This window comes from Actinopolymorpha pittospori (assembly GCF_014873875.1).
GTDB classification, from domain to species: domain Bacteria; phylum Actinomycetota; class Actinomycetes; order Propionibacteriales; family Actinopolymorphaceae; genus Actinopolymorpha; species Actinopolymorpha pittospori.
This window is the reverse complement of sequence record NZ_JADBEM010000001.1, coordinates 6,739,837-6,762,038: the sequence shown is the minus strand read 5'-3', so window position 1 is coordinate 6,762,038 and position 22,202 is coordinate 6,739,837. Positions and strand designations below refer to the sequence as shown.

Annotated in this window: 21 protein-coding genes; 10 read left to right on the top strand and 11 right to left on the bottom strand. The window is 69.6% G+C overall.

The genetic code is table 11. From position 1 onward, the window contains the following. Positions 1 to 211 precede the first annotated feature (211 nt). Entirely contained in the window at positions 212 to 658 is a 447-nt protein-coding gene (locus HEB94_RS31505; RefSeq protein WP_192753237.1) for an NfeD family protein, read from the top strand. After that, on the top strand, positions 646 to 1,626 hold the full coding sequence (locus HEB94_RS31500) for an SPFH domain-containing protein (RefSeq protein WP_192753236.1): 981 nt from the start codon (positions 646 to 648) through the stop codon (positions 1,624 to 1,626). The genes HEB94_RS31505 and HEB94_RS31500 overlap by 13 nt, the downstream gene beginning before the upstream one ends. 28 nt (positions 1,627 to 1,654) lie before the next feature. On the opposite strand, the gene HEB94_RS31495 is transcribed toward HEB94_RS31500, so the two are convergent. Next, positions 1,655 to 2,311 (bottom strand): TetR family transcriptional regulator, encoded by a 657-nt coding sequence (locus HEB94_RS31495; protein ID WP_202896660.1) that lies wholly within the window; start codon positions 2,309 to 2,311, stop codon positions 1,655 to 1,657. A 147-nt stretch (positions 2,312 to 2,458) separates the two neighbouring features. Between HEB94_RS31495 and HEB94_RS31490 the strand changes: the two genes are divergently transcribed. Further along, complete coding sequence (locus HEB94_RS31490) at positions 2,459 to 3,046, top strand: NADPH-dependent FMN reductase (RefSeq protein ID WP_192753235.1); 588 nt, start codon at positions 2,459 to 2,461, stop codon at positions 3,044 to 3,046. A gap of 94 nt (positions 3,047 to 3,140) precedes the next feature. On the opposite strand, the gene HEB94_RS31485 is transcribed toward HEB94_RS31490, so the two are convergent. Next, the gene (locus HEB94_RS31485; protein WP_202896659.1) at positions 3,141 to 4,049 is read right to left on the bottom strand and encodes a TIGR03620 family F420-dependent LLM class oxidoreductase; all 909 of its coding nucleotides are present in this window, start codon (positions 4,047 to 4,049) and stop codon (positions 3,141 to 3,143) included. A gap of 120 nt (positions 4,050 to 4,169) precedes the next feature. Between HEB94_RS31485 and HEB94_RS31480 the strand changes: the two genes are divergently transcribed. Beyond that, positions 4,170 to 4,757, top strand: coding sequence for a TetR/AcrR family transcriptional regulator (locus tag HEB94_RS31480; RefSeq protein WP_202896658.1), 588 nt, complete (start codon positions 4,170 to 4,172; stop codon positions 4,755 to 4,757). 5 nt (positions 4,758 to 4,762) lie between these two features. Here the strand turns inward: HEB94_RS31480 and HEB94_RS31475 are convergent, their stop codons facing one another. Further along, positions 4,763 to 5,326 (bottom strand): hypothetical protein, encoded by a 564-nt coding sequence (locus HEB94_RS31475; RefSeq protein ID WP_192753234.1) that lies wholly within the window; start codon positions 5,324 to 5,326, stop codon positions 4,763 to 4,765. A 278-nt stretch (positions 5,327 to 5,604) separates the two neighbouring features. Here HEB94_RS31475 and HEB94_RS31470 point away from each other — a divergent pair, with 278 nt between their 5' ends. Further along, on the top strand, positions 5,605 to 6,792 hold the full coding sequence (locus HEB94_RS31470; protein WP_192753233.1) for an acyl-CoA dehydrogenase family protein: 1,188 nt from the start codon (positions 5,605 to 5,607) through the stop codon (positions 6,790 to 6,792). A 34-nt stretch (positions 6,793 to 6,826) separates the two neighbouring features. Here the strand turns inward: HEB94_RS31470 and HEB94_RS51350 are convergent, their stop codons facing one another. After that, positions 6,827 to 7,765, bottom strand: coding sequence for an aldo/keto reductase (locus HEB94_RS51350; RefSeq protein WP_337918075.1), 939 nt, complete (start codon positions 7,763 to 7,765; stop codon positions 6,827 to 6,829). Positions 7,766 to 8,036: 271 nt separating this feature from the next. Between HEB94_RS51350 and HEB94_RS51345 the strand changes: the two genes are divergently transcribed. From HEB94_RS51345 to egtD, 5 genes are all read left to right on the top strand, one after another. Continuing rightward, positions 8,037 to 8,600: a hypothetical protein gene (locus HEB94_RS51345; protein WP_192753231.1), complete on the top strand. Its 564-nt coding sequence runs from the start codon at positions 8,037 to 8,039 to the stop codon at positions 8,598 to 8,600. A gap of 307 nt (positions 8,601 to 8,907) precedes the next feature. Next, on the top strand, positions 8,908 to 10,269 hold the full coding sequence (locus tag HEB94_RS31455) for a glutamate-cysteine ligase family protein (RefSeq protein WP_192753230.1): 1,362 nt from the start codon (positions 8,908 to 8,910) through the stop codon (positions 10,267 to 10,269). A 67-nt stretch (positions 10,270 to 10,336) separates the two neighbouring features. Then, entirely contained in the window at positions 10,337 to 11,719 is a 1,383-nt protein-coding gene (egtB, locus tag HEB94_RS31450; RefSeq protein ID WP_192753229.1) for an ergothioneine biosynthesis protein EgtB, read from the top strand. 9 nt (positions 11,720 to 11,728) lie between these two features. Next, on the top strand, positions 11,729 to 12,457 hold the full coding sequence (gene egtC / locus HEB94_RS31445) for an ergothioneine biosynthesis protein EgtC (protein ID WP_192753228.1): 729 nt from the start codon (positions 11,729 to 11,731) through the stop codon (positions 12,455 to 12,457). Between the two features lie 54 nt (positions 12,458 to 12,511). Beyond that, positions 12,512 to 13,495: an L-histidine N(alpha)-methyltransferase gene (egtD, locus tag HEB94_RS31440; RefSeq protein WP_337918074.1), complete on the top strand. Its 984-nt coding sequence runs from the start codon at positions 12,512 to 12,514 to the stop codon at positions 13,493 to 13,495. Positions 13,496 to 13,569: 74 nt separating this feature from the next. On the opposite strand, the gene HEB94_RS31435 is transcribed toward egtD, so the two are convergent. The 7 genes from HEB94_RS31435 to HEB94_RS31405 all read right to left on the bottom strand — a co-directional run bounded on the left by HEB94_RS31435 (position 13,570) and on the right by HEB94_RS31405 (position 22,170). Next, on the bottom strand, positions 13,570 to 14,673 hold the full coding sequence (locus tag HEB94_RS31435; RefSeq protein WP_192753226.1) for a CobW family GTP-binding protein: 1,104 nt from the start codon (positions 14,671 to 14,673) through the stop codon (positions 13,570 to 13,572). Positions 14,674 to 15,253: 580 nt separating this feature from the next. Continuing rightward, a complete protein-coding gene (locus tag HEB94_RS31430; RefSeq protein ID WP_192753225.1) occupies positions 15,254 to 16,612 on the bottom strand; it encodes an extracellular solute-binding protein in 1,359 nt (452 codons plus the stop codon). Positions 16,613 to 16,616: 4 nt separating this feature from the next. After that, the gene (locus HEB94_RS31425) at positions 16,617 to 17,474 is read right to left on the bottom strand and encodes a carbohydrate ABC transporter permease (RefSeq protein WP_192753224.1); all 858 of its coding nucleotides are present in this window, start codon (positions 17,472 to 17,474) and stop codon (positions 16,617 to 16,619) included. Continuing rightward, complete coding sequence (locus tag HEB94_RS31420; protein ID WP_337918073.1) at positions 17,471 to 18,307, bottom strand: carbohydrate ABC transporter permease; 837 nt, start codon at positions 18,305 to 18,307, stop codon at positions 17,471 to 17,473. The genes HEB94_RS31425 and HEB94_RS31420 overlap by 4 nt, the downstream gene beginning before the upstream one ends. 321 nt (positions 18,308 to 18,628) lie before the next feature. After that, complete coding sequence (locus HEB94_RS31415; protein ID WP_192753222.1) at positions 18,629 to 20,293, bottom strand: extracellular solute-binding protein; 1,665 nt, start codon at positions 20,291 to 20,293, stop codon at positions 18,629 to 18,631. A gap of 12 nt (positions 20,294 to 20,305) precedes the next feature. After that, on the bottom strand, positions 20,306 to 21,208 hold the full coding sequence (locus HEB94_RS31410; RefSeq protein ID WP_202896656.1) for a carbohydrate ABC transporter permease: 903 nt from the start codon (positions 21,206 to 21,208) through the stop codon (positions 20,306 to 20,308). Then, positions 21,208 to 22,170: an ABC transporter permease gene (locus HEB94_RS31405; RefSeq protein WP_337918072.1), complete on the bottom strand. Its 963-nt coding sequence runs from the start codon at positions 22,168 to 22,170 to the stop codon at positions 21,208 to 21,210. Before HEB94_RS31405 ends, HEB94_RS31410 begins: the two co-directional genes overlap by 1 nt. Positions 22,171 to 22,202: the final 32 nt, after the last annotated feature.

The window sequence follows — 22,202 nt, the reverse complement described above, 5'->3', positions numbered from 1 at the left end:
TGACCTCTGGGGGGATGTGCCCCACCTTTTTCGGTCGGGCGAATCCCCGGCCCGCACGGGCCGAAAGTCCCTCGCCACAGCCGGAAACGCCGATTGTCGGCAGGTTTCGACGCCCTTGCGGACAAGGACTTCGTGCTCATCGCGGCTGGATCGAAGCGATCAGAGATACGGTCGTATGGAGACCTGGGCACGACCTATGAGCAGGTGAGCAATGGATGCGTGGGTCGTCTGGTTGATCGTGGCCATGGTGCTCGGCATCGCCGAGCTCCTCAGCCTCACGCTCTACCTCGCGCTGGCTGGCGGTGCCGCGCTGGTGGCGATGCTCTTCGCCGCGGTGGGGTTGGGGACACCGTTCCAGTTCGCCGCGTTCGCGATCAGTGCGCTTCTCCTGATGGTGTTCGTCCGACCGCTCGCGCAGCACGCGCTGCGCCGAGCTCCGGTCATGCGCTCTGGAACCGCGGCGCTGGTGGGTCGGGAGGCGCTCGTGCTGAGCGAGGTCACCCGGCACTCCGGGCGGGTGCGGATCGGCGGGGAGGAATGGACCGCGCGTCCCTACGACTCCTCCGTGGTGATTCCGGAAGGGGCGATGGTCGAGGTCCTCGCGATCGAGGGGGCGACCGCGCTGGTGTACCCCCAGGAGGAACCATGGCCGACGTGATCGTCGGCGTGATCGTCGCGCTCGTCGTCGTCCTCATCGCCCTGCGGGCCGTGCGGATCGTCCCGCAGGCGCGTGCGGGCAATGTCGAACGCCTCGGCCGCTACTACCGGACCCTGGAGCCCGGCCTGAACCTCGTCATCCCCTTCGTCGACCGGGTCCGTCGACTGATCGACCTGCGCGAGCAGGTGGTGTCCTTCGAGCCCCGTCCCGTGATCACCGAGGACAACCTGGTCGTCCACATCGACACGGTCCTCTACTTCCAGGTGACCGACCCACGGGCGGCGGCGTACGAGATCGCCAACTATCTGCAGGCGATCGAACAGCTCACGGTCACGACACTGCGAAACGTCATCGGGAGCATGGATCTGGAGGGGACCCTGACCTCCCGTGAGCACATCAACAGTCAGTTGCGCGGAATTCTCGACGAGGCCTCGGGCAAGTGGGGCATTCGTGTCAACCGCGTCGAGCTCAAGGCCATCGACCCGCCGGACTCGGTCAAGCAGTCGATGGAGAAGCAGATGCGTGCCGACCGCGAGAAGCGCGCCGCCATCCTGACGGCCGAGGGTGTGCGACAGGCCCGGATCCTCACCGCCGAAGGCGAGAAGCAGGGAGCGATCCTCACCGCCGAGGGCGAACGTCGGGCCGCGATGCTTCGCGCGGAGGGCCAGGCCACCGCGATCGACTCGGTGTTCTCGGCGGTGCACCGTAACGACCCCGACCCCAAGCTCCTCGCCTACCAGTACCTGCAGGCACTCCCGCAGATCGCCCAGGGCGAGGGCAACACGTTCTGGGTGATCCCGGGCGAGGTGACCTCGGCACTCCGCGAGGTCACCCGCGCGTTCGGTGGGCAGGTCGGGCAGGCCGGCGAGGAAGAGCGTCCGCCGGAGCGCCCCCAGCAGCCCCTGCCGGAACCCCGGCTCTCACCTGAGGAGGAACCGCGGCCCGACCGGCCACCCGGCGCCGCCTGACCGGCGCGGAACGCGAGGCGCCTTCCGCTCAGGGCTTCGACGCCGGACACAGGACCCGGTCGACCAGGTCGTTCCAGCCGGCCTCGATACGTTCGGCCGGCACACCCCGCCGCGTGTGCAGGTGGTTGACGAAGCCGGTGCTCAGGTAGCTGAGCAGTACCTCCGTGAGGATCTGGAGGTCGCCCGCGACGTCGGCCTCGCGGAGAAGGTTCGACAGGTGGGTGGCGCGCAGCCCCAGCGCGGGGGTGACGGCGTGGCGGCGGCCGTGCTCGCGCCGGGCCTCGAGCAGGACGTCGCGGTGCCGGATCTCGTGCCGGATCGTGGCGATTCCGAAGGCTCGCAGCCGCTGTTCGGGCGGCGCGCCCGGGCCGAGTGGAGCGGGGCCGGACAAAAACGACTCCTGGTAACTGCGTTCGGCGTCGTCCACGAGCGCCGCCATCAGCCCGGCGCGGTCCCCGAAGCGCCGGTAGACCGTCCCCTTGCCCACTGAGGCGGCCGCGGCCACGGCCTCCATCGTGACGTTCTCGGCGCCGAGCTCCTCGACCATGCGGGCGCCCGCCTCCAGCAGCCGGGCACGGTTACGCGCCGCGTCGGCGCGTTCGGGCGGTCCCTGGTCCACCACGGCGAGCGTGCGCGTCGGGTGATCGACCGGCGACACGGTGTGGGGCGGAGTTTCGGGGTGCACGGGGGCAGCCTAACGCCCGGGAATAGAACCGGACCGAGGTCCGGTTAACCTGGGCGTGTCCAACCGGACCACGGTCCGGTTGATCACCGCGGCGGCGTTCCAACCAGCTGTGGAACCACGAACGATCATCGAGGAAAAGAGAGACCGTTGCCCCAGATCCTGATCATCAACAGCACCACCCGTGAAGGTCGCTTCAGCGAGAAGGCCGCCGCGTGGGTGGTGGACCAGTTGAAGGGTCGCAGCGACTTCACCGTCGACCTGCTCGACCTTCGCGAGCACCCGCTGCCCTTCTTCGACCAGCCGATGAGCCCGATGTACACCCTGCGCGACTACCCCAGCGAGAAGATCGCGAAGTTCGGTCGCCGGGTCGATGCCGCGGACGGCTTTCTCATCCTCACCGCGGAGTACAACCACGGCTACACCGCGGTCCTGAAGAACGCGATGGACCACACCCTCGTCGAGTGGCGGCGCAAGCCGGTGGCCTTCGTCGGATGGGGGAACGTCGGTGGCGCCCGCGCCATCGAGCAACTGCGGGAGGTCGCCGTGGAGTTCGAGATGGCTCCGCTGCGTCACGCCGTTCACATCCTGCCCGACATCCTGGTGCCGGCGATCCAGGCGCCCGAGCCGTTCGACGACTCGATCTTCGCGCCGCTGGAGCCGAAGCTGAAGGTGCTCGCCGACGACCTCGCCTGGTGGACCAAGGCCCTCGCCGATGCCCGGGCCACCGCCGACTGAGCGCCGCGCTCCGCGGCGGCGGACCGGAACGGACCGCCGCCGCGGTGGCGGTGCACGAGACGACGCACGACGGGACGGCCCGTCGTCCGCTCTGTCACAGGAGCAGGGCGGCGAGCTCACCCCACTGACGTAACGGCGCCTCGTCGGGTACGGAGGTGATGACGTGGAGGCTGACGTGATTCGCGCCGGCGTCGAGGTGCTCACGAACCCGCTGGGCGATGTCGTCGGTGCCACCGGTCGCCACCAGCGCGTCCACCACCCGGTCGTCGAGGGCTTCCGCGTTGTCGAAGCCCAGATCCCGAAGCAGGGTGAGCCGGTTGGGCAGGGCGGTGGACGCATGGGCGCGGGCCAGGTCCGCCGACCGCGAGCGGGACCGGTCGAGGACGACGAGTTGGGTGACGGCCAGCAGCGCCCGCGGGCCGAGCACCGCCCTGGCGGCGCGGGTGTGCGCGACCGGCATGCCCAGCGGGTGGGCGCCCCAGGCGCGTTCGCCGGCGAGGCGGAGCATCTTCGGGCCCAGCGCGGCCAGGACTCGACGCGGCGGCGCCGAGGAGGAGGTGGTTGGCGGGCCGAAGGGCGCCGCGTCCATCGCGTCCAGGTAGGCGCGCATGGTTGCCACCGGTGGGCCGAAGCGGTGGCCGCGTACCTGTGTGACCAGGGCGGGGTGGCTCACTCCGAGGCCGAGCAGGAAGCGACCCGGAAACGCCTCGTCGAGGGTGCGCTGGGCGGCAGCGGCGGTCACGGCGTCGCGGGCGTAGATGCTGGCGGTGCCGGAGGCGATCACGGTGCGCCGGGTGGCCGAGAGCAACATCGCGGCCTGGGCCACGCTTTCACGACCGACCGCCTCGGGGAACCACAAGGCCGGATAGCCGAGGTCCTCGACGACCGCCGCCGCCTCGCGGAGGTCGGTGGCCGGCCAGCGGTCCAGCTCGCCGGCCCAGATTCCGATCCGACCGAGGTGGGGTTCGTGCTGGCCCACTGTGTCCAGTTCGTGGTGGCCCACGGTGTCCAAGGTGTGTCTCCAGAAGCGCTTTCGTGGGGCGCGACCTGAACGGGGTGCCCCTCCGGTATCGTCGAGGACGATATGGAGGACCACCCCGTTTTGCAAGCTGGCGGAGATCGCATGCCTCAGGACGCCCGTACGACCTCACCCGACCGGCCGATGCGCGCGGACGCGCGCCGCAACTACGACCGGATCCTGGCGGCGGCCACCTCGGCCATCGCCCAGGACGGAGCCGAGGCGTCCCTGGAGGAGATCGCCCGGCGCGCCGGCGTCGGCTCGGCGACCCTGCACCGGCACTTCCCGACCCGACAGGCGCTGCTGGAGGCGGTCTTCCGGGGGAAGGTCGAGACCCTCTGCGCCGCCGCCGATGACCTGGCCACCGACCCGGATCCCGAGCACGCATTGGTGACCTGGCTCCGCTCCGTCGTCACGCACGCGGCGTCCAACCGAGGCCTGGCCGCCGCACTGCTGCGTGGCGCCCAGGACGGTGACCCCACCCTGGGTGCCACGTGTCACGCGATGATCGTGGACGCCGGGGAGAGACTCCTGTCGCCGGCCCGCGCGGCGAACGCCGTACGACCGGAGATCTCGATCATCGACCTGCTCACGCTCGCCAACGCGATCGCGCTGGCCACCGAACAGGAGCCCGAGGGCGCGGCCCGGGCGGACCGGCTGCTCGACCTCGCCCTGCGCGGGATGAGTCCGTGACCCGCCTACCGCTTCGGGCAGCTCGCCGTGATCGTCGATCGCAGTGCCTCAGCCGAGGTGGCGACACGCACGGCGGCGGGGGCGATCCCGTCCATCGAGGGTGAGGCTGAGGACGTCCCGGACGACTCGGACTCGCCGAGCTCCTCGACCGCGGTCCCGAGCCCGGTCAAGGCGCTGGACAGGGCGTTGATCTCCGGCTTCCACCCCGCCGAGGCGGCCGACTCCAACCCGTCGAGGTCGGTACGCACCTGCTTCACCTTGTCCTCCACCCCGTCGACGCCCGTGTCCCGGATGTCGATCTTCCCGAGCGCGCCGAGCGAGGTCTGCAGCTTCCGGGCCTGGGCGCAGAACGCGGCGCTCGCGGGTTTGGGCGTGGGGGTGGGTGCCGCCCCGGTCGCGTTCGGACTCGCGGAGGGCGTGGAGTCGGTCGGTCCGGCACAACCAGCCGCGACGAGTGCGCACAGCAGGGCAGCCGCGAACGGGACCAGGCCGGTCCGCGACAGCGAGGCCCGGTGCGGCCGCGTCCGGTCCGACGCCGCCCGGACGGTGAGTCCTGCTCGGTTGCTCATGACGTGCTCTCTCCCTGGTCGCCCGGCGAACCGCGCCCGAAGGCGGTCGACGGCCTGTCGGCGGAACGCGGGTCGGCGCCGAACTGGTGCTGTCGAGGTGCTGGCCCTCCCCCAGAGCGGGTGATACCCAGGGTCCCTCCGCGATAACGCACCCGGAACCACGCCCGGAAACCTCACCCGGGGAGAACGACCCGAGCGACCCGCCCGGACCCGTCCGGGCCGACGCGGCCACCCCGTCATTGGGACACCACCTCGAGCGGGCTGCGAAGATCGGGGCCATGAGCCGCGCCTCCCGGTCCACCGGACCCCTCGACCCCAGCGACCTGCTCGACGCCTCCGCTCTCCTCAGCGACGAGGAACGCGCGATCCAGGACACCGTGCGTCGCACGGTGCGGGAACACGCGGAGCCGCATGTCGGCACCTGGTTCGAACAGGCGGAGTTCCCGACCGCCCTGGTTCCCCGCTTCGCGAAGCTGGGGCTGCTGGGCATGCACCTCACGGGGTACGGCTGCGCGGGGACCAACGCCGTGAGCTACGGCCTGGCCTGCCTGGAACTGGAGGCGGTCGACAGCGCCCTGCGCAGCTTCGTGTCCGTCCAGGGCTCCCTCGCGATGTTCGCCCTGTGGCGCTTCGGGTCGGAGGCGCAGAAGCAGGAGTGGCTTCCCCGGATGGCAGCCGGCGAGGCGATCGGCTGCTTCGGCCTGACCGAACCCGACCATGGCAGCGATCCCTCCGCCATGGCGACCACGGCACGGCGCACGAGCGGAGGGTGGGTGCTCAACGGGACCAAGATGTGGATCACGAACGGCGGTATCGCCGACGTCGCCGTCGTCTGGGCCCGCACGGATGAGGGGGTTCGCGGCTTCTGCGTCCCCAGGGGAACCGCGGGATTCACGACCCGCGACATCCGCCACAAACTCTCACTCCGCGCCTCGGTCACCTCCGAGTTGGTGTTCGAGGACTGCGAACTTCCAGCCGACGCACAGCTCCCCGAGGCCACCGGCCTGCGGGCGCCCCTCGCCTGCCTCAACGAGGCGAGGTTCGGGATCGTGTGGGGCGCCCTCGGCGCGGCCCGGACCTGTTTCGAGACGGCGCTTCGCTACGCCCGCGAACGCGAGCAGTTCGGCAGGCCCATCGGCGCGTTCCAGCTCACCCAGCACAAACTCGTCGACATGGCGCTCGAGCTGAACAAGGGGCTCCTGCTCGCGCTCCACCTCGGCCGCCGCAAGGACGCCGGCGAGCTTCGCCCCGACCAGGTGAGCTTCGGCAAGCTCAACAACGTCAGGGTCGCACTGGACATCGCCCGGGAGGCGCGGACCATTCTCGGTGCCAACGGAATCTCGCTCGAGTACCCCGTGCTGCGGCATGCCAACAACCTCGAGTCGGTGCTCACCTACGAGGGCACCACCGAGGTACACACCCTGGTGCTCGGGGAGGCCATCACCGGCCTGTCGGCCTTCCGCTGACCCCTACCAGCTGAACCCCTACCAGCTAAACCCCCTACCAGCGGTCGTGGACCTGCGGCCGGATCAGCTCGTCGTAGACCGCCCGGATCTCGTCGTGCGCACCGGGCGAGAGCCGGGGCAGGTCGGCCGCGCTGGCGTTGGACCAGACCTGGACCGGGTTACGAGCACCGGGGATCACGACACTGAGGCCGAGCTGGTCGAGCACCCACCGCAACGCGACCTGGGACAGCGCGGCCTTCGGCGGCACGAGCGGCTCCAGCCGGCTCGCCGCCTCGACACCGGTGGCGAAGTCGACCCCCGCGAAGGTCTCGCCCACGTCGAACGCCGACCCGTCCCGGTTGTAGGTGCGGTGGTCGTCAGCGGCGAACTCGGTCGTCGCGTCGTACTTCCCCGACAGCAGCCCGCTCGCCAGCGGCACCCGCGCGATGATGCCCACGCCCGCACGGACGGCGGCCGGAAGCACCTCCTCCAGCGGCTTGCACCGGAACGCGTTGAGGATGATCTGGACCGTCGCGACCCCGGGCCGCGCGATCGCCGTGAGGGCCTCCGCGCAGGTCTCCACGCTCACGCCGTACGCCGCGATGCGGCCCTCCTCGACCAGGGTGTCGAGGGCGTCGTAGACCGCGTCGGAGGAGTAGACGGGAGTCGGCGGGCAGTGCAGCTGCACCAGGTCGAGCCGCTCGACGCCGAGGTTCTCCCGCGACCGGTCGGTCCAGGCGCGGTAGTTGTCCAGGTTGTGCTCGCTCGGGTCCAACGGAGCCCGGCGCCCCATCTTGGTCGCGACCATCAGGTCGGCCTCGGGCCGCTGGCGGAGCAGGCGGCCGATGACGCGTTCGCTGCGGCCGTCGCCGTAGACGTCGGCGGTGTCGATGAAGGTGACGCCGGCGTCGACCGCGGCGTTCAGAATCGAAAGTGCCTCGGCCTCGCTGACCTCACCCCAGTCGGCGCCCAGTTGCCAGGCACCGAGGCCCACGGCGCCCACCTTGCGACCCGTTCGTCCGAGAATTCGTTCTTCCACGGGGAGGAAGCCTACGGCCCCGCGGATCCAGACGCTGGTCGAGGCGGGAACCACCCCGATCCACCGGGCGTTGATCTTGCTCCGTCCTCGCCGGCAGCCCCGTCGACGGCCGGCCGGACTCGGCGGATCGAGCCGCCGACAACCCTCGATCCCTGCCCCGGGACCTTCGGCCCTACGGTCGCCTCGCCGGACCGCAAAAGGATGGGGAACGCGAGGGGGGATAGGTATGACCGAAACAACCCGCCGCTCGACCCGACCACGGACGACGCGACCCGCCGGTCGCCGTACGCCCCGCCAGCCGACGACCCGAGCGGGCGCCAGGAAGACCACCAGCAAGCAGGCCACCCGCAAGACGGCCGCGAAGAAGACCGCCACGGGCGCCAGGAAGACCGCCGCTCCGGTCGCGAAGAAGCAGCCGACCCGGCGCAGGACCGGCCGGGGCGAAAGCCGCCTGGCCGGCATGCACATGCCCGACATCCATATGCCTGGCATGCACATGCCGGAGATGCACATGCCCGAGGTGCACATGCCGCACGTACCTGTGCCGCATGTGTCCCTGAACGACCGGTCCGGACGGTTCCTCTGGTACGGCGGACTCGCCGCCGTCGCCGCGCTCGGTGTCGTGGAGTGGCCGGTAGCGGGCGTCGTCGCGATCGGCACGTACGTCGTGGAACGCCGGATGCGCGGTGGCCGCGGCCAGCGGGCGCAGGCCCAGCGGGGCGAGCAGGCACCAGCCCGGCAGGGCCGGAGCCGCAACGGCGCGACCCGGCCGCGCTCGCGGGCCCGGTAGTCCGGGCGACGCGAAACCACCAGGTCCGTCCGGGCGCGGGCGACGCGGCCCGCACCCGGACGTGCCGGTGGTGAGCTGTGTCCGGGCGCGGAGATTCGGCGGCGTCCCGAAAGTGTCGTCCTGGCCGCCGACGGATGAACTCGAGGTACTGGCCCGGGAAAGCACCAGTCCGGCGTGTCGTCACCCGATGTGACAAGCCCCTCAGTGCCTTTGGCCCTGGGGGTGGTCCGCGCGAGGATCGGATGACGGCGTTAGCGAGGGCTTGGACAGGGCAGAATCCTGACCGGCGCGATCCCAGGAGGAACCAATGGCCGGGACGGCACAGGTTGTCTCATGTGATTCCGTACACGGGCATATCGGCACCATCTGCTTCAAGACCGGGCCACCGACCACGGTCGGCGCCGAGATCGAGTGGCTCGTCACCTCGCCACGGCACCCTCGTCGACCCGTTCCCATCGACCTCATGCGCACCGCCCTGGACCAGGCCGGTCCCCTACCGGGCGGCAGCAGCATCACCTTCGAACCCGGCGGGCAGCTGGAGCTGAGCTCCGCGCCCGCGGTGGGTGTGGACGCCTGCTGGAGGGCACTCCAGGCCGACATCGGCCACGTGGAGGCGGTCCTGGCCGGCCTTGATCTCACGATGCTCTGGACCGCGATCGATCCGTTCCGCGGGCCCCGACGCCAGCTCACCGACCCGCGCTACACCGCGATGGAGGCCTACTTCGACCGGCGTGGCCCCGAAGGCCGGTTGATGATGTGCTGTACCGCTTCGCTCCAGGTCAACGTCGACGCCGGCGCCGACCTCGACGACATCCGCCGGCGCTGGCAGATCCTGCACGCGGTCGGCCCCACCCTGGTGGCCGCCTTCGCCAACTCACCACGGCACGCCGGCCGGCTGACCGGCTGGAAGTCCGCCCGGCAGGCCGTCTGGCAGCGGCTCGACCCACGCCGCACCCGGCCGGCGCAGGGGCCCGACCCGATCACGGCCTGGACCGACTACGCCCTGGACGCGCCGTTGATGATGCGTCGGCGTGGCAGCGACTGGCACGCCGACCCAGGCCTGACCTTCCGCCAGTGGCTGCACCTCGACGGCGCCGGACACGACTCCACCGGTTGCGCCCACCACGGCACCACCGGCCTGTCCTCGGTCCCCGCTCACGAGGGCAACGAGGGCAACGCGGAGGCGGCCGCCACTCTCGCCGCCACCAGCGCCGTCGGCGGTGGCCGTCACGTCTCGGGCGTCAACGGTCACACCTACGGCAGGCCGACCGCCCAGGACCTCGACTACCACCTCACGACGCTGTTCCCGCCGGTCCGACCGCGGGGGTGGTTCGAGGTGCGCTACCTCGACAACCAGCCGGCGGAGTACTGGCCGGTGGCGGTCGCCGTCCTCACCGCGCTGGTCGACGACCCCCGCGCGGGTGAACGCGCCCTCGCCGCCGTGGAGCCGGTGGCCGACGCCTGGTGGAACGCCGCCCGCAACGGCCTGGACCATCCCGGTCTGGCCCGGGCCGCCCAGTGCTGCTTCGAGGCGGCGCTGGACGCGCTGCACCGCCAGGGCGCTGACCCGGCCCTCATCGACCTGGTGGAGTCCTACCGACTCCGCTACGTCCTACGCCGGCGATGTCCCGCCGACGACGACCTCGATCCGCTTCGGCACGTCTCGTGACCCGCATGACCGCGACGCGCCGTTCGACCACCCCCTTGCCCGAACCCCGCCAGGGAGGAGCCACGCGATGACAACCGAGGACCAACACCCCCACCCCATCGGCCAGCCGATCAGCACCGGTCTGCTCACCGAGGCCGGCGAGGCCGACATCGACACGTTCAAGGCGCTGGTGGCGGCCGAACTCGAACGTGTCCGCGACCGAAGTCTCGGGCTCACCACCGACGTGCTCGACCACGCCGAGCTCACCGCCCAGCACTCGCGGCTGATGTCTCCCCTGGTCTGGGATCTCGCGCACGTCGGCAACTACGAGGAGCTGTGGCTGCTGCGTGCCGCCGCCGGGATCGATCCGATGCGGCCGGAGATCGACGACCTGTACGACGCGTTCGAGCATCCCCGGTCAGAGCGCCCGACCCTGCCGCTGCTCTCCCCCGCCGAGGCGCAGGACTACATCGGTCTCGTCCGGCGCAAGGTACTCCACTCCCTCGAAACCATCCGGCTCTCCCCTGACCGGCCGCTGCTCGACGCCGGCTTCGTCTACCGCATGGTGATCCAGCACGAGCACCAGCACGACGAGACGATGCTCGCGACCCACCAGCTCAGGCGAGGCGCACCGGTCTTTCCCGCGACCGACCAGGACCCCGCCCCACGTGACGACCGCGTGCTGCCGGCGGAGGTCCTGGTGGAGGCGGGTGACTTCGTGATGGGCACCTCCACCGACACCTGGGCCCTGGACAACGAGCGCCCCGCCCACACCGTCTCGCTGCCGGCGTTCTGGATCGACACCATGCCGGTCTCCAACGCCGCCTACCGCGCGTTCATCGCCGACGGTGGCTACGACCAGGAGCGCTGGTGGAGCCCGGCCGGCTGGGAGTGGCGGTGCACCTCCGGCAAACGCGCGCCGGCGTTCTGGGTGAGCGAGGGCGACCAGTGGCTACGCCGCCGCTTCGGCCACGTCGAGCAGCTTCCCGACGACGAGCCCGTGCAGCACGTCTGCTGGTACGAAGCCGACGCCTACGCACGCTGGGCCGGCAAGCGACTCCCCACCGAGACCGAGTGGGAGAAGGCCGCCTCCTGGGACCCGGTGAGCCGCACCAAGCACCGCTTCCCCTGGGGCGACGAGCCGCCCGACCCCACCCGCGCCAACCTCGGCCAGCGGCGCTACCGGCCCGCGCCGGTCGGGTCGTTCCCCGAGGGCGCCTCGCCGGTCGGCGCGCGGCAGATGCTCGGCGACGTGTGGGAGTGGACCTCGACCGATTTCACCGGGCATCCGGGCTTCTGCGTCTTTCCCTACCGGGAGTACTCCGAGGTCTTCTTCGGCAACGAGTACAAGGTGCTACGTGGTGGCTCCTGGGCGAGTGACCCGACCGCGTGCCGTACGACGTTCCGCAACTGGGACTATCCGATCCGGCGGCAGATCTTCGCCGGCTTCCGTTGCGCCCGGGACGCGTAGGCGCCGCGCATGTGTCGTCATCTCGCCTACCTCGGTAGGCCCCGGTCCCTGCAGGCCGTCGTCCTCGACCCGCCACACTCCCTTGCCGTGCAGGCCTACGCGCCCAGGCGCCAGGAACACGGCACCATCAACGTGGACGGGTACGGCGTCGGCTGGTACACCCCCGTTCGTCCAGAACCCGTCCGCTATCGCCGGGCCCAACCGGTTTGGGCCGATCAGTCCTTCGCGAGCCTCGCCCCGACGGTGGAGTCGACCTGTGTCCTCGCCGCCGTCCGCTCGGCCACGCCGGGCTTCCCGTCCGAGGAGTCGGGAGCGGCACCTTTCACCCACGGGCGCTGGCTGTTCAGCCACAACGGCGTCCTCGCCGACCTACGCCTCGCCCGGAAGGCCCTGCGCGAGGACGTAGCCTGGGTGCCGGACGCGCTCGCTCCGGTGGACTCGGCCCTCCTGTTCGGACTGGCCGTGGCCCGCTGGGAGGCGGGCGCGACGCTTGGTGAGGGGCTCGCCTCCGCCACCCACGACGTCGCCGCCGTCGGTGGTGGCCGGCTCAACCTGCTCGCCAGCGACGGCCACCGCATCGCCGGTACGACGTACGGCGACACGCTGTTCGTGCACGAGTCGGCCGACGGCGTGCTGTTGGCGTCCGAGCCGTGTGACGACGACCCCGCCTGGGCGCCCGTCCCACCCCACTCGCTGGTCGAGGTCGACCAGCACGGCGTCACGATCAGTGCGCTGTAGGAATCCCACCCCGACTCGACGGCAGGCAGTTCTGCCTTGACGATGGAGGTTCGCGTGACCGTTCCCCGCACAGCTCCGAGGATCAGCCGGTATCTCACCAGCGCCGATCTCGCGGAGAGCCTCGCCCGTGACGTCCGGCAGGGGCTCGATCACACGCCGAAGAGCATCCCGCCGAAGTACTTCTACGACGCCCGCGGCAGCGAGCTGTTCGAGGAGATCACCGAACTCGAGGAGTACTACCCCACTCGTACCGAGGAGTCCATCCTCGCCACCTATGCCGCTGAGATCACCAAGCTCGCCGACGCCGACACGCTGGTCGAGCTCGGGTCCGGTTCGTCGACCAAGACCCGGCTGCTGCTGGACGGGATGCGAGAGATCGGACGCCTCGCGCGCTACATTCCGGTCGATGTGAGCGAGAGCGCCCTACGAGGCGCGATCGAGTCCCTCCACGTCGACTATCCCGGTATGGCCATGCACGGGGTGATCGCCGACTTCGAGCGCCACCTGGAGCTTCTTCCGCAGGAGGGCACCCGGCTGGTGGCCTTCCTGGGAGGGACGATCGGCAACCTGGCGCCGGCGCAGCGGGCGCGTTTCCTCACGGCTCTCCGTTCCGGTCTGCGCCCGCAGGAGCGGCTCCTGCTGGGTACCGACCTGGTGAAGGACCCGGGCCGCCTGGTGCGCGCCTACGACGACGCGTCGGGCGTCACGGCGGAGTTCAACCGCAACGTCCTCCGGGTCGTCAACCACGCCCTGCACGCCGACTTCGACCCGGAGGCGTTCGAGCACGTGGCGTTGTGGAACGCCGAGCAGGAGTGGATCGAGATGCGGCTGCGCTCCAGCCGGGCGCAGCGGGTCCGGGTCGCCGATCTGGACCTGAACGTCACCTTCGAGGTGGGCGAGGAACTCCGTACCGAGATCTCCGCGAAGTTCCGGGAGGAGCGGGTCCGCGAGGAACTCCGGGCGGCAGGCCTCTCCCTGGAGGCGTGGTGGACAGACCCGGCCGGCGACTTCGCGCTCTCCCTGTCGGCGCCGATCTGACCCGGCCCGGACGATCTGGTCCGGCATGGCCCGGACGAGCTGGCCCGGGACGGCCGGCGGACACCGGGCGTCGCCTAGGCGGCCCGGTCGATGTCCCCCAGCCATGGGGAGAAGCCGTCGTCGTGACGCTCCCAGTGGTCGAGCCCGCGAGCCAGCTCGGAGTCGGTCATCAGGACGGCGTCGAAGGCGTCCCGCAGCCGGTCCTGTACGTAGTCGATGCCGGTGACCACGATCCGGGTCTGCCGGTCGCCCGCGCTCCAGCGGCCGACGGTGCCGATGCTGAGCTGGCCGCCCGCGTTGTCCCACCCACACACCGCGTGCGGACGGGTGGGTAGCCAGAACCACCCGCGGCTCCGCTGCCGCCCGCCGGCGAGGTCGACGATCCGATCGTGCAGGCGAGCTGGGTGCACCGGTCGCCAGGAGGTCAGCTCGAGCGTCCAGACCCCGTCGGCGTCCACCGGCTGCGGGAGTGCGGCCGTCCGGTAGTCGCCACGCCGCGGGCCACGCCCACCGTCGGCCTGGTCCAGCGCCTTGGCGAGGTCGAGTTCGTGTAGGTCGGCGAAGGTCGCGGACGCACCGGCGAGGTGCCTGAGCACGCTCAGCGCACGGGCGTCAGGTGCGCACTCCCCCCGGGTCGCCACGATGTCGGCGCACTCGACCTGGTGCGCGAGCGCCTCGCCGACCGCGCGCCGGTCGTCATCGGTCATGGCCAGGTCGCGCTCGACCAGGAGGTCGTCGCCGAAGAGGTCGTCGACGAGCGTGGACAGGTCGACGACCGTCAGCACGCCCGCGAACCTCGCGACGTCGGCGACCGGACGCCCGCCGACAACGGCGCCCTGCAGGGCATCGCGCACCAAACCGGGCTCGGCGGTCACCGGCAACGCCAGGACGACGCGCTCCCAGCGGCCGCTTCGCGCGAGCCGCGCCGCCGTCGGCACCATGTCCTCCCTCAGCGCGCAGCTGAGGCAGGCGTGGTCGAGCGCCACGCCGGTGTCCTCGACCACGCCGCCGAGGTCGTGGACGACGCGGCGAAGCAGAAGGTCGTCGTCGTCGCCTCGGTACAGGTCGTGCTGGACGACGACGGCGTGTGGCAGGTCACAGAGCACGGCGGAGGCCGCGGTCTGCCGGAGCACGCCGTCCATCGAGGCGACGACATTGACCGGCAGTGGTCCAGGCATGAGCACCTCCTGCCTCGCGAACGCCCGGCGCCGCGTTACAGCGGGGCTGTCCTTTGGGTCGACCACTTCAGTTTCCAGCCAGGTCAAGGTGGTGCGCAAGATACGTTCGCGAGCAGATCCTGGCGTGAGTCGACACGTACGCGTGGCCGCCCGCGTTCTCGCGTGAATTGGCGTGGTTCCGCGTCCGCGCCGCGGGAGGCGCCTGGTCGGACTGGCCGCGCCTGGCGCACCCTCACGACGCTGGCGCGGTGCGCCCCCGCTCACGCCTGACCGTGCGACGTCTGACCGTGCGACGTCTGGAGCGCTGCGCTCGAGCCGGCCACGCGGTGTCACGCCCGAGCCCGAGCCCGCGCCCACCCTCAGACGCACGCTCGGGGCCACACGCTGGAGCCACCACGTCGTGGCCGGTCGGTGCCGCTCAGCCCACGCCTACGTCAAGACGGCCTTGACAGTCGCTCCGGACGCCCCTCGCGCCGCCTCGGGGGCAGCGGCGCGGTCGCGCTTGTTGGGTTCGGGCCCGTTCGGCACGATGATCACGAATCCCGGTCTCGTACCGATCGTCGTGAAGGCCGCTCTGCGCTCAGGTGTAGTGACGGTCGTACTTCTCCCGCATCAGGTCGGCGCTGGAGCGGAGCTTGCGGGCAAGCGTGGCGAAGACGTCGGGTACGGAGTCCCTGGAGGAGTACAGCCGCTGCAGCGCGGTGTACATCGTGACGTTCGCGTTGGGGACGACCAGTCGGGCGAGGTCCTGAACCCGCGTCCGCTCCAACTGACGTACGGCGACCGCGAAGTTGGGGTTCTCCTTCGTCGCGGCCAGGAGGGCGGGTTCCTGCTGGGCGGCCTTGATGATCGGCAGATAACCGGTGGCGATCGACCATTGGGCCGACTTCTGCGGAGTCGCCACGAACTTCACGAACTCGAACGCCGCCCGCTTACGCGCCGGCGTCGAGGTCGCCATGATGCCGAAACCGCTGCCGCCGGTGGGGCAGCCGAAGTGCTCGAACGCCGGCAGGAACGCCGCGCCGACGGGGAACTTCGCCTGCTCCGTCGCGTTGCGCAGGCCACCGGTGCTCATCTCGGTGGTGGCCGCCACGCCGTTGGCGAAGTCGATGTTGGACGACGCGGACAGATAGGCCATCTTGACCTTGCGGATGAAGTCGATCATCCACTCTCCCGCGGCGATCGGACGCTCGGTGTCGATCGTGACCTCGAGCCCCTTGGAGTAGTTGCCGCCCCACTGCCATACCTTCGCCTGGAAGAACCAGTCGGCGTCGCCCGAGGTGAGCGCGTGCACCTTCGCGGGTCCGCTCGCGGTGCGCACGCCCTGGATCGCGGGTCCCCACTCGCGGAGCTCCGTCCAGGTCCTCGGCCCGCGGTCGGGTAGGCCGGCCTTGGCGAAGATCTCCTTGTTATAGTAGAAGAGCGGAGTACTCCGGGCGAAGGGCATCCACCAGATGGTGCCTTTGACCGTTCCCTCCGAAATGAACTGGTCGAGGTAGGCCGTCGGCGCGAGGTCGGCGTCGAAGTAGTCGTTGAGCGGCTCGAGCGCGTCGGCGAGGTGAAACTTCCGCCAGGTGATCTCGGAGAAGATCGAGATGTCGGGAACCTGCCGGGCGATGACGCCGGCTGCGAGCTTCTGTGCCGTCTGGTCGTAGCTGCCCTGGAACTGCGCGTCGACGTAGATCTCGTCCTGGATGTCGTTGAACTCGTCGACGAGCTTCTGCATGGCGTCGCCGACGATGCTCGCGAAGGAGTGCCAGAAGACGATGTGGGTCCTTCGCGCGTACCTCGCGGGAACGGCGCCGGTCGCCTGGACGAACGCCCGTGAGCCGCAACCGGCGGCGAGGCCGCTGAGTCCGGCGAGGACACCGCCCGAGGCGGCCAGCAGTGCCCGCCTGCTCATGCCGGCGCGAAGCGCCGTCGTCCTGGTCGTGGTCACCGTGTCAGCCCTTCGTCGCGCCTTGGGTGAGTCCGGCGATGATGTGCCGCTGGGCGAAGAAGAAGACCACCAGCACGGGGAGCACCACGAACACCGTGGCCGCCATGACCGCACCCCAGTTGGTGTAGCCCTCGTCGCTCTTCAGCATCAACAGACCGACCGGCAGGGTCCGCATCGTCGCCGCACTGGTCGTGATGAGCGGCCAGATGAAGTCGTTCCACTTGTCGACGAGCGCGATGATGAGCACCGTCACGATCATCGGGCGCGACATCGGAAGGACGACGTTCCAGAGGATCCGTAGATGTCCGGCTCCGTCGACCTCGGCCGCGTCGAGGACGGCGCGGTCGAGGGTGAGCATGTGCTGGCGGAGCAGGAACGTCGCGAACACACTGCCGAGGCCGGGGACGATCAGGCCGGCATAGGTGTTGACCCAGCCGAGTTGGGCGATCGTCATGTAGTTGGGCAATAGGACCACGTGGCCGGGCACCATCATCGCGCCGAGCAACAGCAGGAACAGCAACCGCTTGGCGGGAAAGCGCAGGAAGGAGAACGCGTAGGCCGAGAGCACCGCGACGGTGATCTGGGCGAACGTGCCGACGACGGTGACGAGCACGGAGTTGAGGTACAGGTTGCCGAACGGTGCCGACCGCCAGGCCTCGGCGTAGTTGCTCCACCGCAGCCGCATCGGGATCCAGTCGGGTGGGAACTGGTAGATGCCGTCGGCCGGCTTCACCGAGGAGGAGAGCAGCCAGTAGATCGGCAGGATCGACACGCAGGCCACGATCACCAGCAAGGCGTACTTGCCGAACCGCGCCAGGGTCGCGCTTCCACGGGGCGCGGCCACCGCTTCGCCGGTGCTCATCGGTAGTGGACCCTCCGCTCCATGAAGCGCGCCTGCGCGCCGGTGATGAGCAGGAGGATCACGAACATGACGATCGAGGCCGCGCCCGCGTGGCCCGCGTCGAAGGCTCGGAACGCCTGCTCGTAGATGTACCAGGACAGGATCTTGGTGGCGCCGCCCGGACCACCGTCGGTCATCACGGCGATCACGTCGAACGCCTGGAAGCTCCCGATGATCGCGGTGACCGCGACGAAGAAGGTCACCGGCGAGAGCAGAGGCAGCGTGAGTCGCCGGAAGAGTGTCCACGCGCCGGCGCCGTCGATCTTCGCCGCTTCGTACAGGTCGGCCGGGAGGCCCTGCATTCCGGCGAGGTAGACGACCGCGACGAAGCCGATCGTCTTCCAGAGATAGACGATGACCAGGCCCGGTAGCGCCCAGGCGGAGTCGGTCATCCACGCGGGGGAACCGATGCCGAACGGCGCGAGAATCGCCTTCAGCAGGCCGTACGTCGGATCGAAGATGAACAGCCACACCGTGCCGATCGCCGCGCCGCTCACGATGTGAGGGGCGAACGCCATCGTGCGGACGGCGTGGGTGCCGCACAACTTCTGGTTGAGCAACAGGGCGACCGCCAGTCCGGCGACCATGCTGACCACGACGATGCCGCCGGAGAAGTAGAGCGTCCGCCAGAGCACGGCACGGAAGTCGGGATCGGTGAACATGTCGACGTAGTTGGCCAGGCCGACGAACGTCTTGGTCGGTGAGAGCAGGTCCCAGCTGGTGAGACTGAGGTAGCCGTTGTAGATGATCGGCCAGTAGGAGAAGACCGCGAGCAACACGATGTTGGGTGCCACGAACGCCAGGAAAAGCAAGTGTTCCTTGCGTCTTCGACGACTCAACGGGTCGGCGCCTGTGGGCCCTCTCCCCGTGCCGCGGCGGTCGCCGAAGCGCTGGCTGTGGTTGCCAAAGCCGTTCCCCTCCCGGCTGGTGTTCGTGGGTGTCCGCGCGACTGTGCGATGGGGCGTCGACGGCGTACGTCGGCTCGAGAAGGGCACGGGTGGACTGGTGTAACGGCCCTGACCGAAGTGCGAAGATTTTCTACCACGAACTACGCTAGGTGGGCAACGTTCGACGCGCCGCGGTCGCCCTGGGCGGCGACCGCGACGTCGGGCGGGTCATCCCTGCGCTCTGGCGAGCGCCTCCTGGTACTCCTCGCGGATCTTGTCGCCGCCGCGCTCGCGCCAGCCCCTGCGCCACTCCGCCAGCACGCTGAGCGGTTCGCGCCCGGTCACGATGCCGGTCTGCCGGTCGTCGTTGTACGAGGAGAGCGCGGCGTTCCGGCTGATCGCGAGGTTGGAGACGAGTCCCAGCGTGGGATCGGCCACCGAGAGTTCGACGGCCCGCTTCAGGGTCTGCTGCGCGAGTACGGCGTCCTCGGGCGCGCCCGGGTAGTAGAACGCGTTCTCCATCGTCTGACACATGTAGCTCAACGTGTCCCAGTTGGCCACGCGGTCGTCGTCGATCGCCACCGGGCTTCCGTCGTCGTCGTAGTTGAACTGTTTGCCCTCGATGCCGTACGTCATGAAGACGTACTCCTCGCTGCCGAACGGCGCGGCGTAGTAGTCGAGGATCCGCAGAAGTTCCTTGGCACGCTTCTCGTCCGCACCCACCTTCGAGGGAATGGACATGAAGCCGAAGTAGCCGGGCCCCTGGAGCATCTGCGGGTCGCCGCCGTCATGGCCGGGCGGGAGGAGGGGGTACGGATCGGCCGTAGGGAAGGTCTTGCGCAGGGAGCCGCGGGTGCCGGTGCGGCCGAACAGCGGGATGTAGCCGCCTCCGAAGAGTCCGGTGCGGCCGGCCATGTAGAGGTCCTGCACCCTCGAGAACTCGAGGTTCGGCGCGTCCGGATGGAAGACCCCGGCCTTCCACATCCGCACGAGATACTTCAGCGACTCCTCGAACTCGTCGGTCTCGATCGCGTTGACGAGCCGCCCGTTCGACTCGCGGCGCCAGCCGTTGGGCACCCGGAACATCTGTCGCACCAGGTTGGTGTCGATGTTGCCGAGACCCCACGTCTGTACCTTCGAGTTTCCGTCCGGATCGCCCTTGGAGAACGCTGTGAACAGCTCGAGCAACTCCTCGGCGTTCTTCGGCGGCTCCGGATAGCCGAGCTTGCGTGCCCAGTCGCGGCGGTACAGTCCGATGGTGCCGTTGACGATCGGGATCACCCGCGGCACGCCGTACAGACCGCCCTCGATCGCGGAGTTGCGCCACATGTACGTCGGGAGCCGGGCGAGGTTCGGGAACTCCTTCACCGCGTCTCCCCCGATGTAGGGGGTCAGGTCGGTGAAGGCGCCCTGCCGGATCACCCGCATTGCGGCGGGGGCGACCCCGAGGTGCACGTAGGTCAGGTCCGGCGGGTTCCCGCTCGCGATCATCGTCTGCAGCTTGTCGCCGAGCGAGGCGTCCGGCACCAGGATCGGCTTGATCTGCACGTTGAGCCGCTTGTTCAGCTCCTGCCACCAGGGGTTCTCGTCCACCGGAGGGGGCGGCGGCCCGTAGAGGATCTGGAACGTCGTGACCGTCCCGCCACTGCCGGGCGGGGACGCGACCGAGCGGTACGGCGGCGAGACGAAGGAGCGGTAGGCGGTCGGCACACCGTCGGTTCCGCTCGGGATCGCGCCCTCGACGTTCGGCTGCGGCGCCTCGAACGGGAGCCGCAGCGGGTGGCTGCGTCGGAACCCGCCCTCTGCCGCACCGCCGGCGCATCCGCCCAGTGCGGCCCCCGCGGCTCCCATCCCGACCGCGGCGAGCAACCGCCGCCGGCTCAGGCCCTCCATGCCGTGCCTCCCTCAGCCCTTGACCGCGCCGGTCAACACGCCCTTCGTGAAGTACTTCTGCACGAAGGGATAGACGAGCAGGATGGGTGCGGTCGCGAGGACGACCACGGCCATCCGGATCGTCTGTGCCGGCGGTGGTTGCGTGTTTGCCTGCTCCCGCACCGCGTCCGCGAGTGGCGAGCCCTCCAGGACGAACTGCCGCAGGACGAGCTGCACCGGCCACTTGGAGGTGTCGTTCAGGTAGAGCAGTGCGTTGAAGAACTCGTTCCAGTACGCCACCGCGTAGAAGAGCGCGATCACCGCGATCACCGCCTTGGACAGCGGCAGGACGATGCGGGCGAGGATCTGCAGTTCGTTGGCGCCGTCGATCCGGGCGGAGTCGTAGAGCTCCTGTGGGATCTCCATGAAGAAGTTGCGGATCACGACCAGGTTGAAGGCACTGATCACACCCGGCAGGATCAGCGAGGCGTAGGTGTCGAGCAGTCCCAACTGCTTGACCAGCAGGAAGTTCGGGATGATCCCCGCGCCGAACAGCAGCGTGCCGAGCACGAGGATCAGGATGAACCTGCTGCCGGGCACGTCGCGGGTTCGGCTCAGGCCGTACGCCATCAGGATCGTCATCACCACGCTCAGAGCGGTGCCGACGAGGGTCACCCCGAGGCTCACCACCAGCGAGCGTCCGACGACGCTGCTGCCGCCGAGGACCGCGTCGTAGGCCCCGAGGGTGGGGTTGGTGGGGAACAGGATCAACCCACCCTCGCGCACGTCCTCAGGTGAGGAGAAGCTCACCGCCACCACGTAGACGAACGGCAGCAGCATGACGATCGTGAGCAGGACGAGGACGACGGTCTTGACCGTCTGGGTCGCACCGGACGGCTTCTCCATCCATGGTGGCCGCACCGCGGTCGACGCCATCAGAACACCCCTCCCGTGCCGGCCCGCTTCGCCAGCCGGTTCGCGCCGATCACCAGGATCGTGCCGATCAGTCCCTTGACGAGCCCGACGGCGGTGGACATGCCCCAGTCACCGCCGAGAACGCCGCGGTAGTAGACGAACGTGTCCAGAACCTGTGCCGCGTCGGCACCCACCGCCGGCTGCTGCAACAGGATCTGCTCGAACCCGACCGTCAGGACGCTGCCCAGGCGCAGGATCAGCAACAAGACGATGACGTTGACGATGCCCGGCAGGGTCACGTGCCACATCCGTCGCCAGGAGCCGGCACCGTCGACGACGGACGCCTCGTACAGCTGTGGGTCGATCTGGGTGATCGCGGCCAGGAAGATGATCGTTCCCCACCCGATCTCCTTCCAGATCACCTGGAGGACGACGAGCACCTTGAAGAAGTCGGGGTTGGACATGACGTCGATCGTGCCCATCCCCAGGCTCTGCAGGACCTGGTTGACCAGCCCGGCACCGCCCAGAACCTCCTGCCACAAGGAGATCAGGATCACCCAGCCGATGAAGTGCGGAAGGTACACGACGGACTGGATGAAGCGGCGGATCCGATCGCTCAGGATGCTGTTCAGCAGCAGGGCCAGTGCGATCGGGGCCGGGAAGGCGAAGATGATCTGCAACAGGCTGATGACCAGGGTGTTCCGAAGCGCGATGGCGACGTCGGGATCGGTGAAGAGATTGACGAAGTTCTGGAGTCCGACCCAGGTGCTCCCGCTGAAGCTGAGGTAGGGAGAGAAGTCCTGGAAGGCGGCGATGTTGCCGAGCAGCGGGATGTAGCGGAACACGACGAAGAAGACGAAGCCAGGCAGGATGAACGCGTACATCCAGCGCTCCCGCCACATCTGTGCCCACACAGAGCGCTGCGGTCGCGCTGCCGGCGTTCTGACCGCCGGCCGGTCGGTTCGGGTCTGTGTCGTGGTCACCCTGCCTCCGCAGTTCAGGTCTGGTCCTGTAG

Excerpts from the sequence above, each read along its gene's own strand:
- HEB94_RS31455 (WP_192753230.1), top strand. The coding sequence starts at position 8,908 with ATGGCCGGGACGGCACAGGTTGTCTCATGTGATTCCGTACACGGGCAT.
- egtB (WP_192753229.1), top strand. The coding sequence starts at position 10,337 with ATGACAACCGAGGACCAACACCCCCACCCCATCGGCCAGCCGATCAGC.
- HEB94_RS31410 (WP_202896656.1), bottom strand. The coding sequence starts at position 21,208 with ATGGCGTCGACCGCGGTGCGGCCACCATGGATGGAGAAGCCGTCCGGT.
- HEB94_RS31470 (WP_192753233.1), top strand. The coding sequence starts at position 5,605 with ATGAGCCGCGCCTCCCGGTCCACCGGACCCCTCGACCCCAGCGACCTG.
- HEB94_RS31475 (WP_192753234.1), bottom strand. The coding sequence starts at position 5,326 with ATGAGCAACCGAGCAGGACTCACCGTCCGGGCGGCGTCGGACCGGACG.
- HEB94_RS31500 (WP_192753236.1), top strand. The coding sequence starts at position 646 with ATGGCCGACGTGATCGTCGGCGTGATCGTCGCGCTCGTCGTCGTCCTC.
- HEB94_RS31415 (WP_192753222.1), bottom strand. The coding sequence starts at position 20,293 with ATGGAGGGCCTGAGCCGGCGGCGGTTGCTCGCCGCGGTCGGGATGGGA.
- HEB94_RS31435 (WP_192753226.1), bottom strand. The coding sequence starts at position 14,673 with ATGCCTGGACCACTGCCGGTCAATGTCGTCGCCTCGATGGACGGCGTG.
- HEB94_RS31505 (WP_192753237.1), top strand. The coding sequence starts at position 212 with ATGGATGCGTGGGTCGTCTGGTTGATCGTGGCCATGGTGCTCGGCATC.
- HEB94_RS51345 (WP_192753231.1), top strand. The coding sequence starts at position 8,037 with ATGACCGAAACAACCCGCCGCTCGACCCGACCACGGACGACGCGACCC.
- HEB94_RS31480 (WP_202896658.1), top strand. The coding sequence starts at position 4,170 with ATGCCTCAGGACGCCCGTACGACCTCACCCGACCGGCCGATGCGCGCG.
- egtC (WP_192753228.1), top strand. The coding sequence starts at position 11,729 with ATGTGTCGTCATCTCGCCTACCTCGGTAGGCCCCGGTCCCTGCAGGCC.
- HEB94_RS31425 (WP_192753224.1), bottom strand. The coding sequence starts at position 17,474 with ATGAGCACCGGCGAAGCGGTGGCCGCGCCCCGTGGAAGCGCGACCCTG.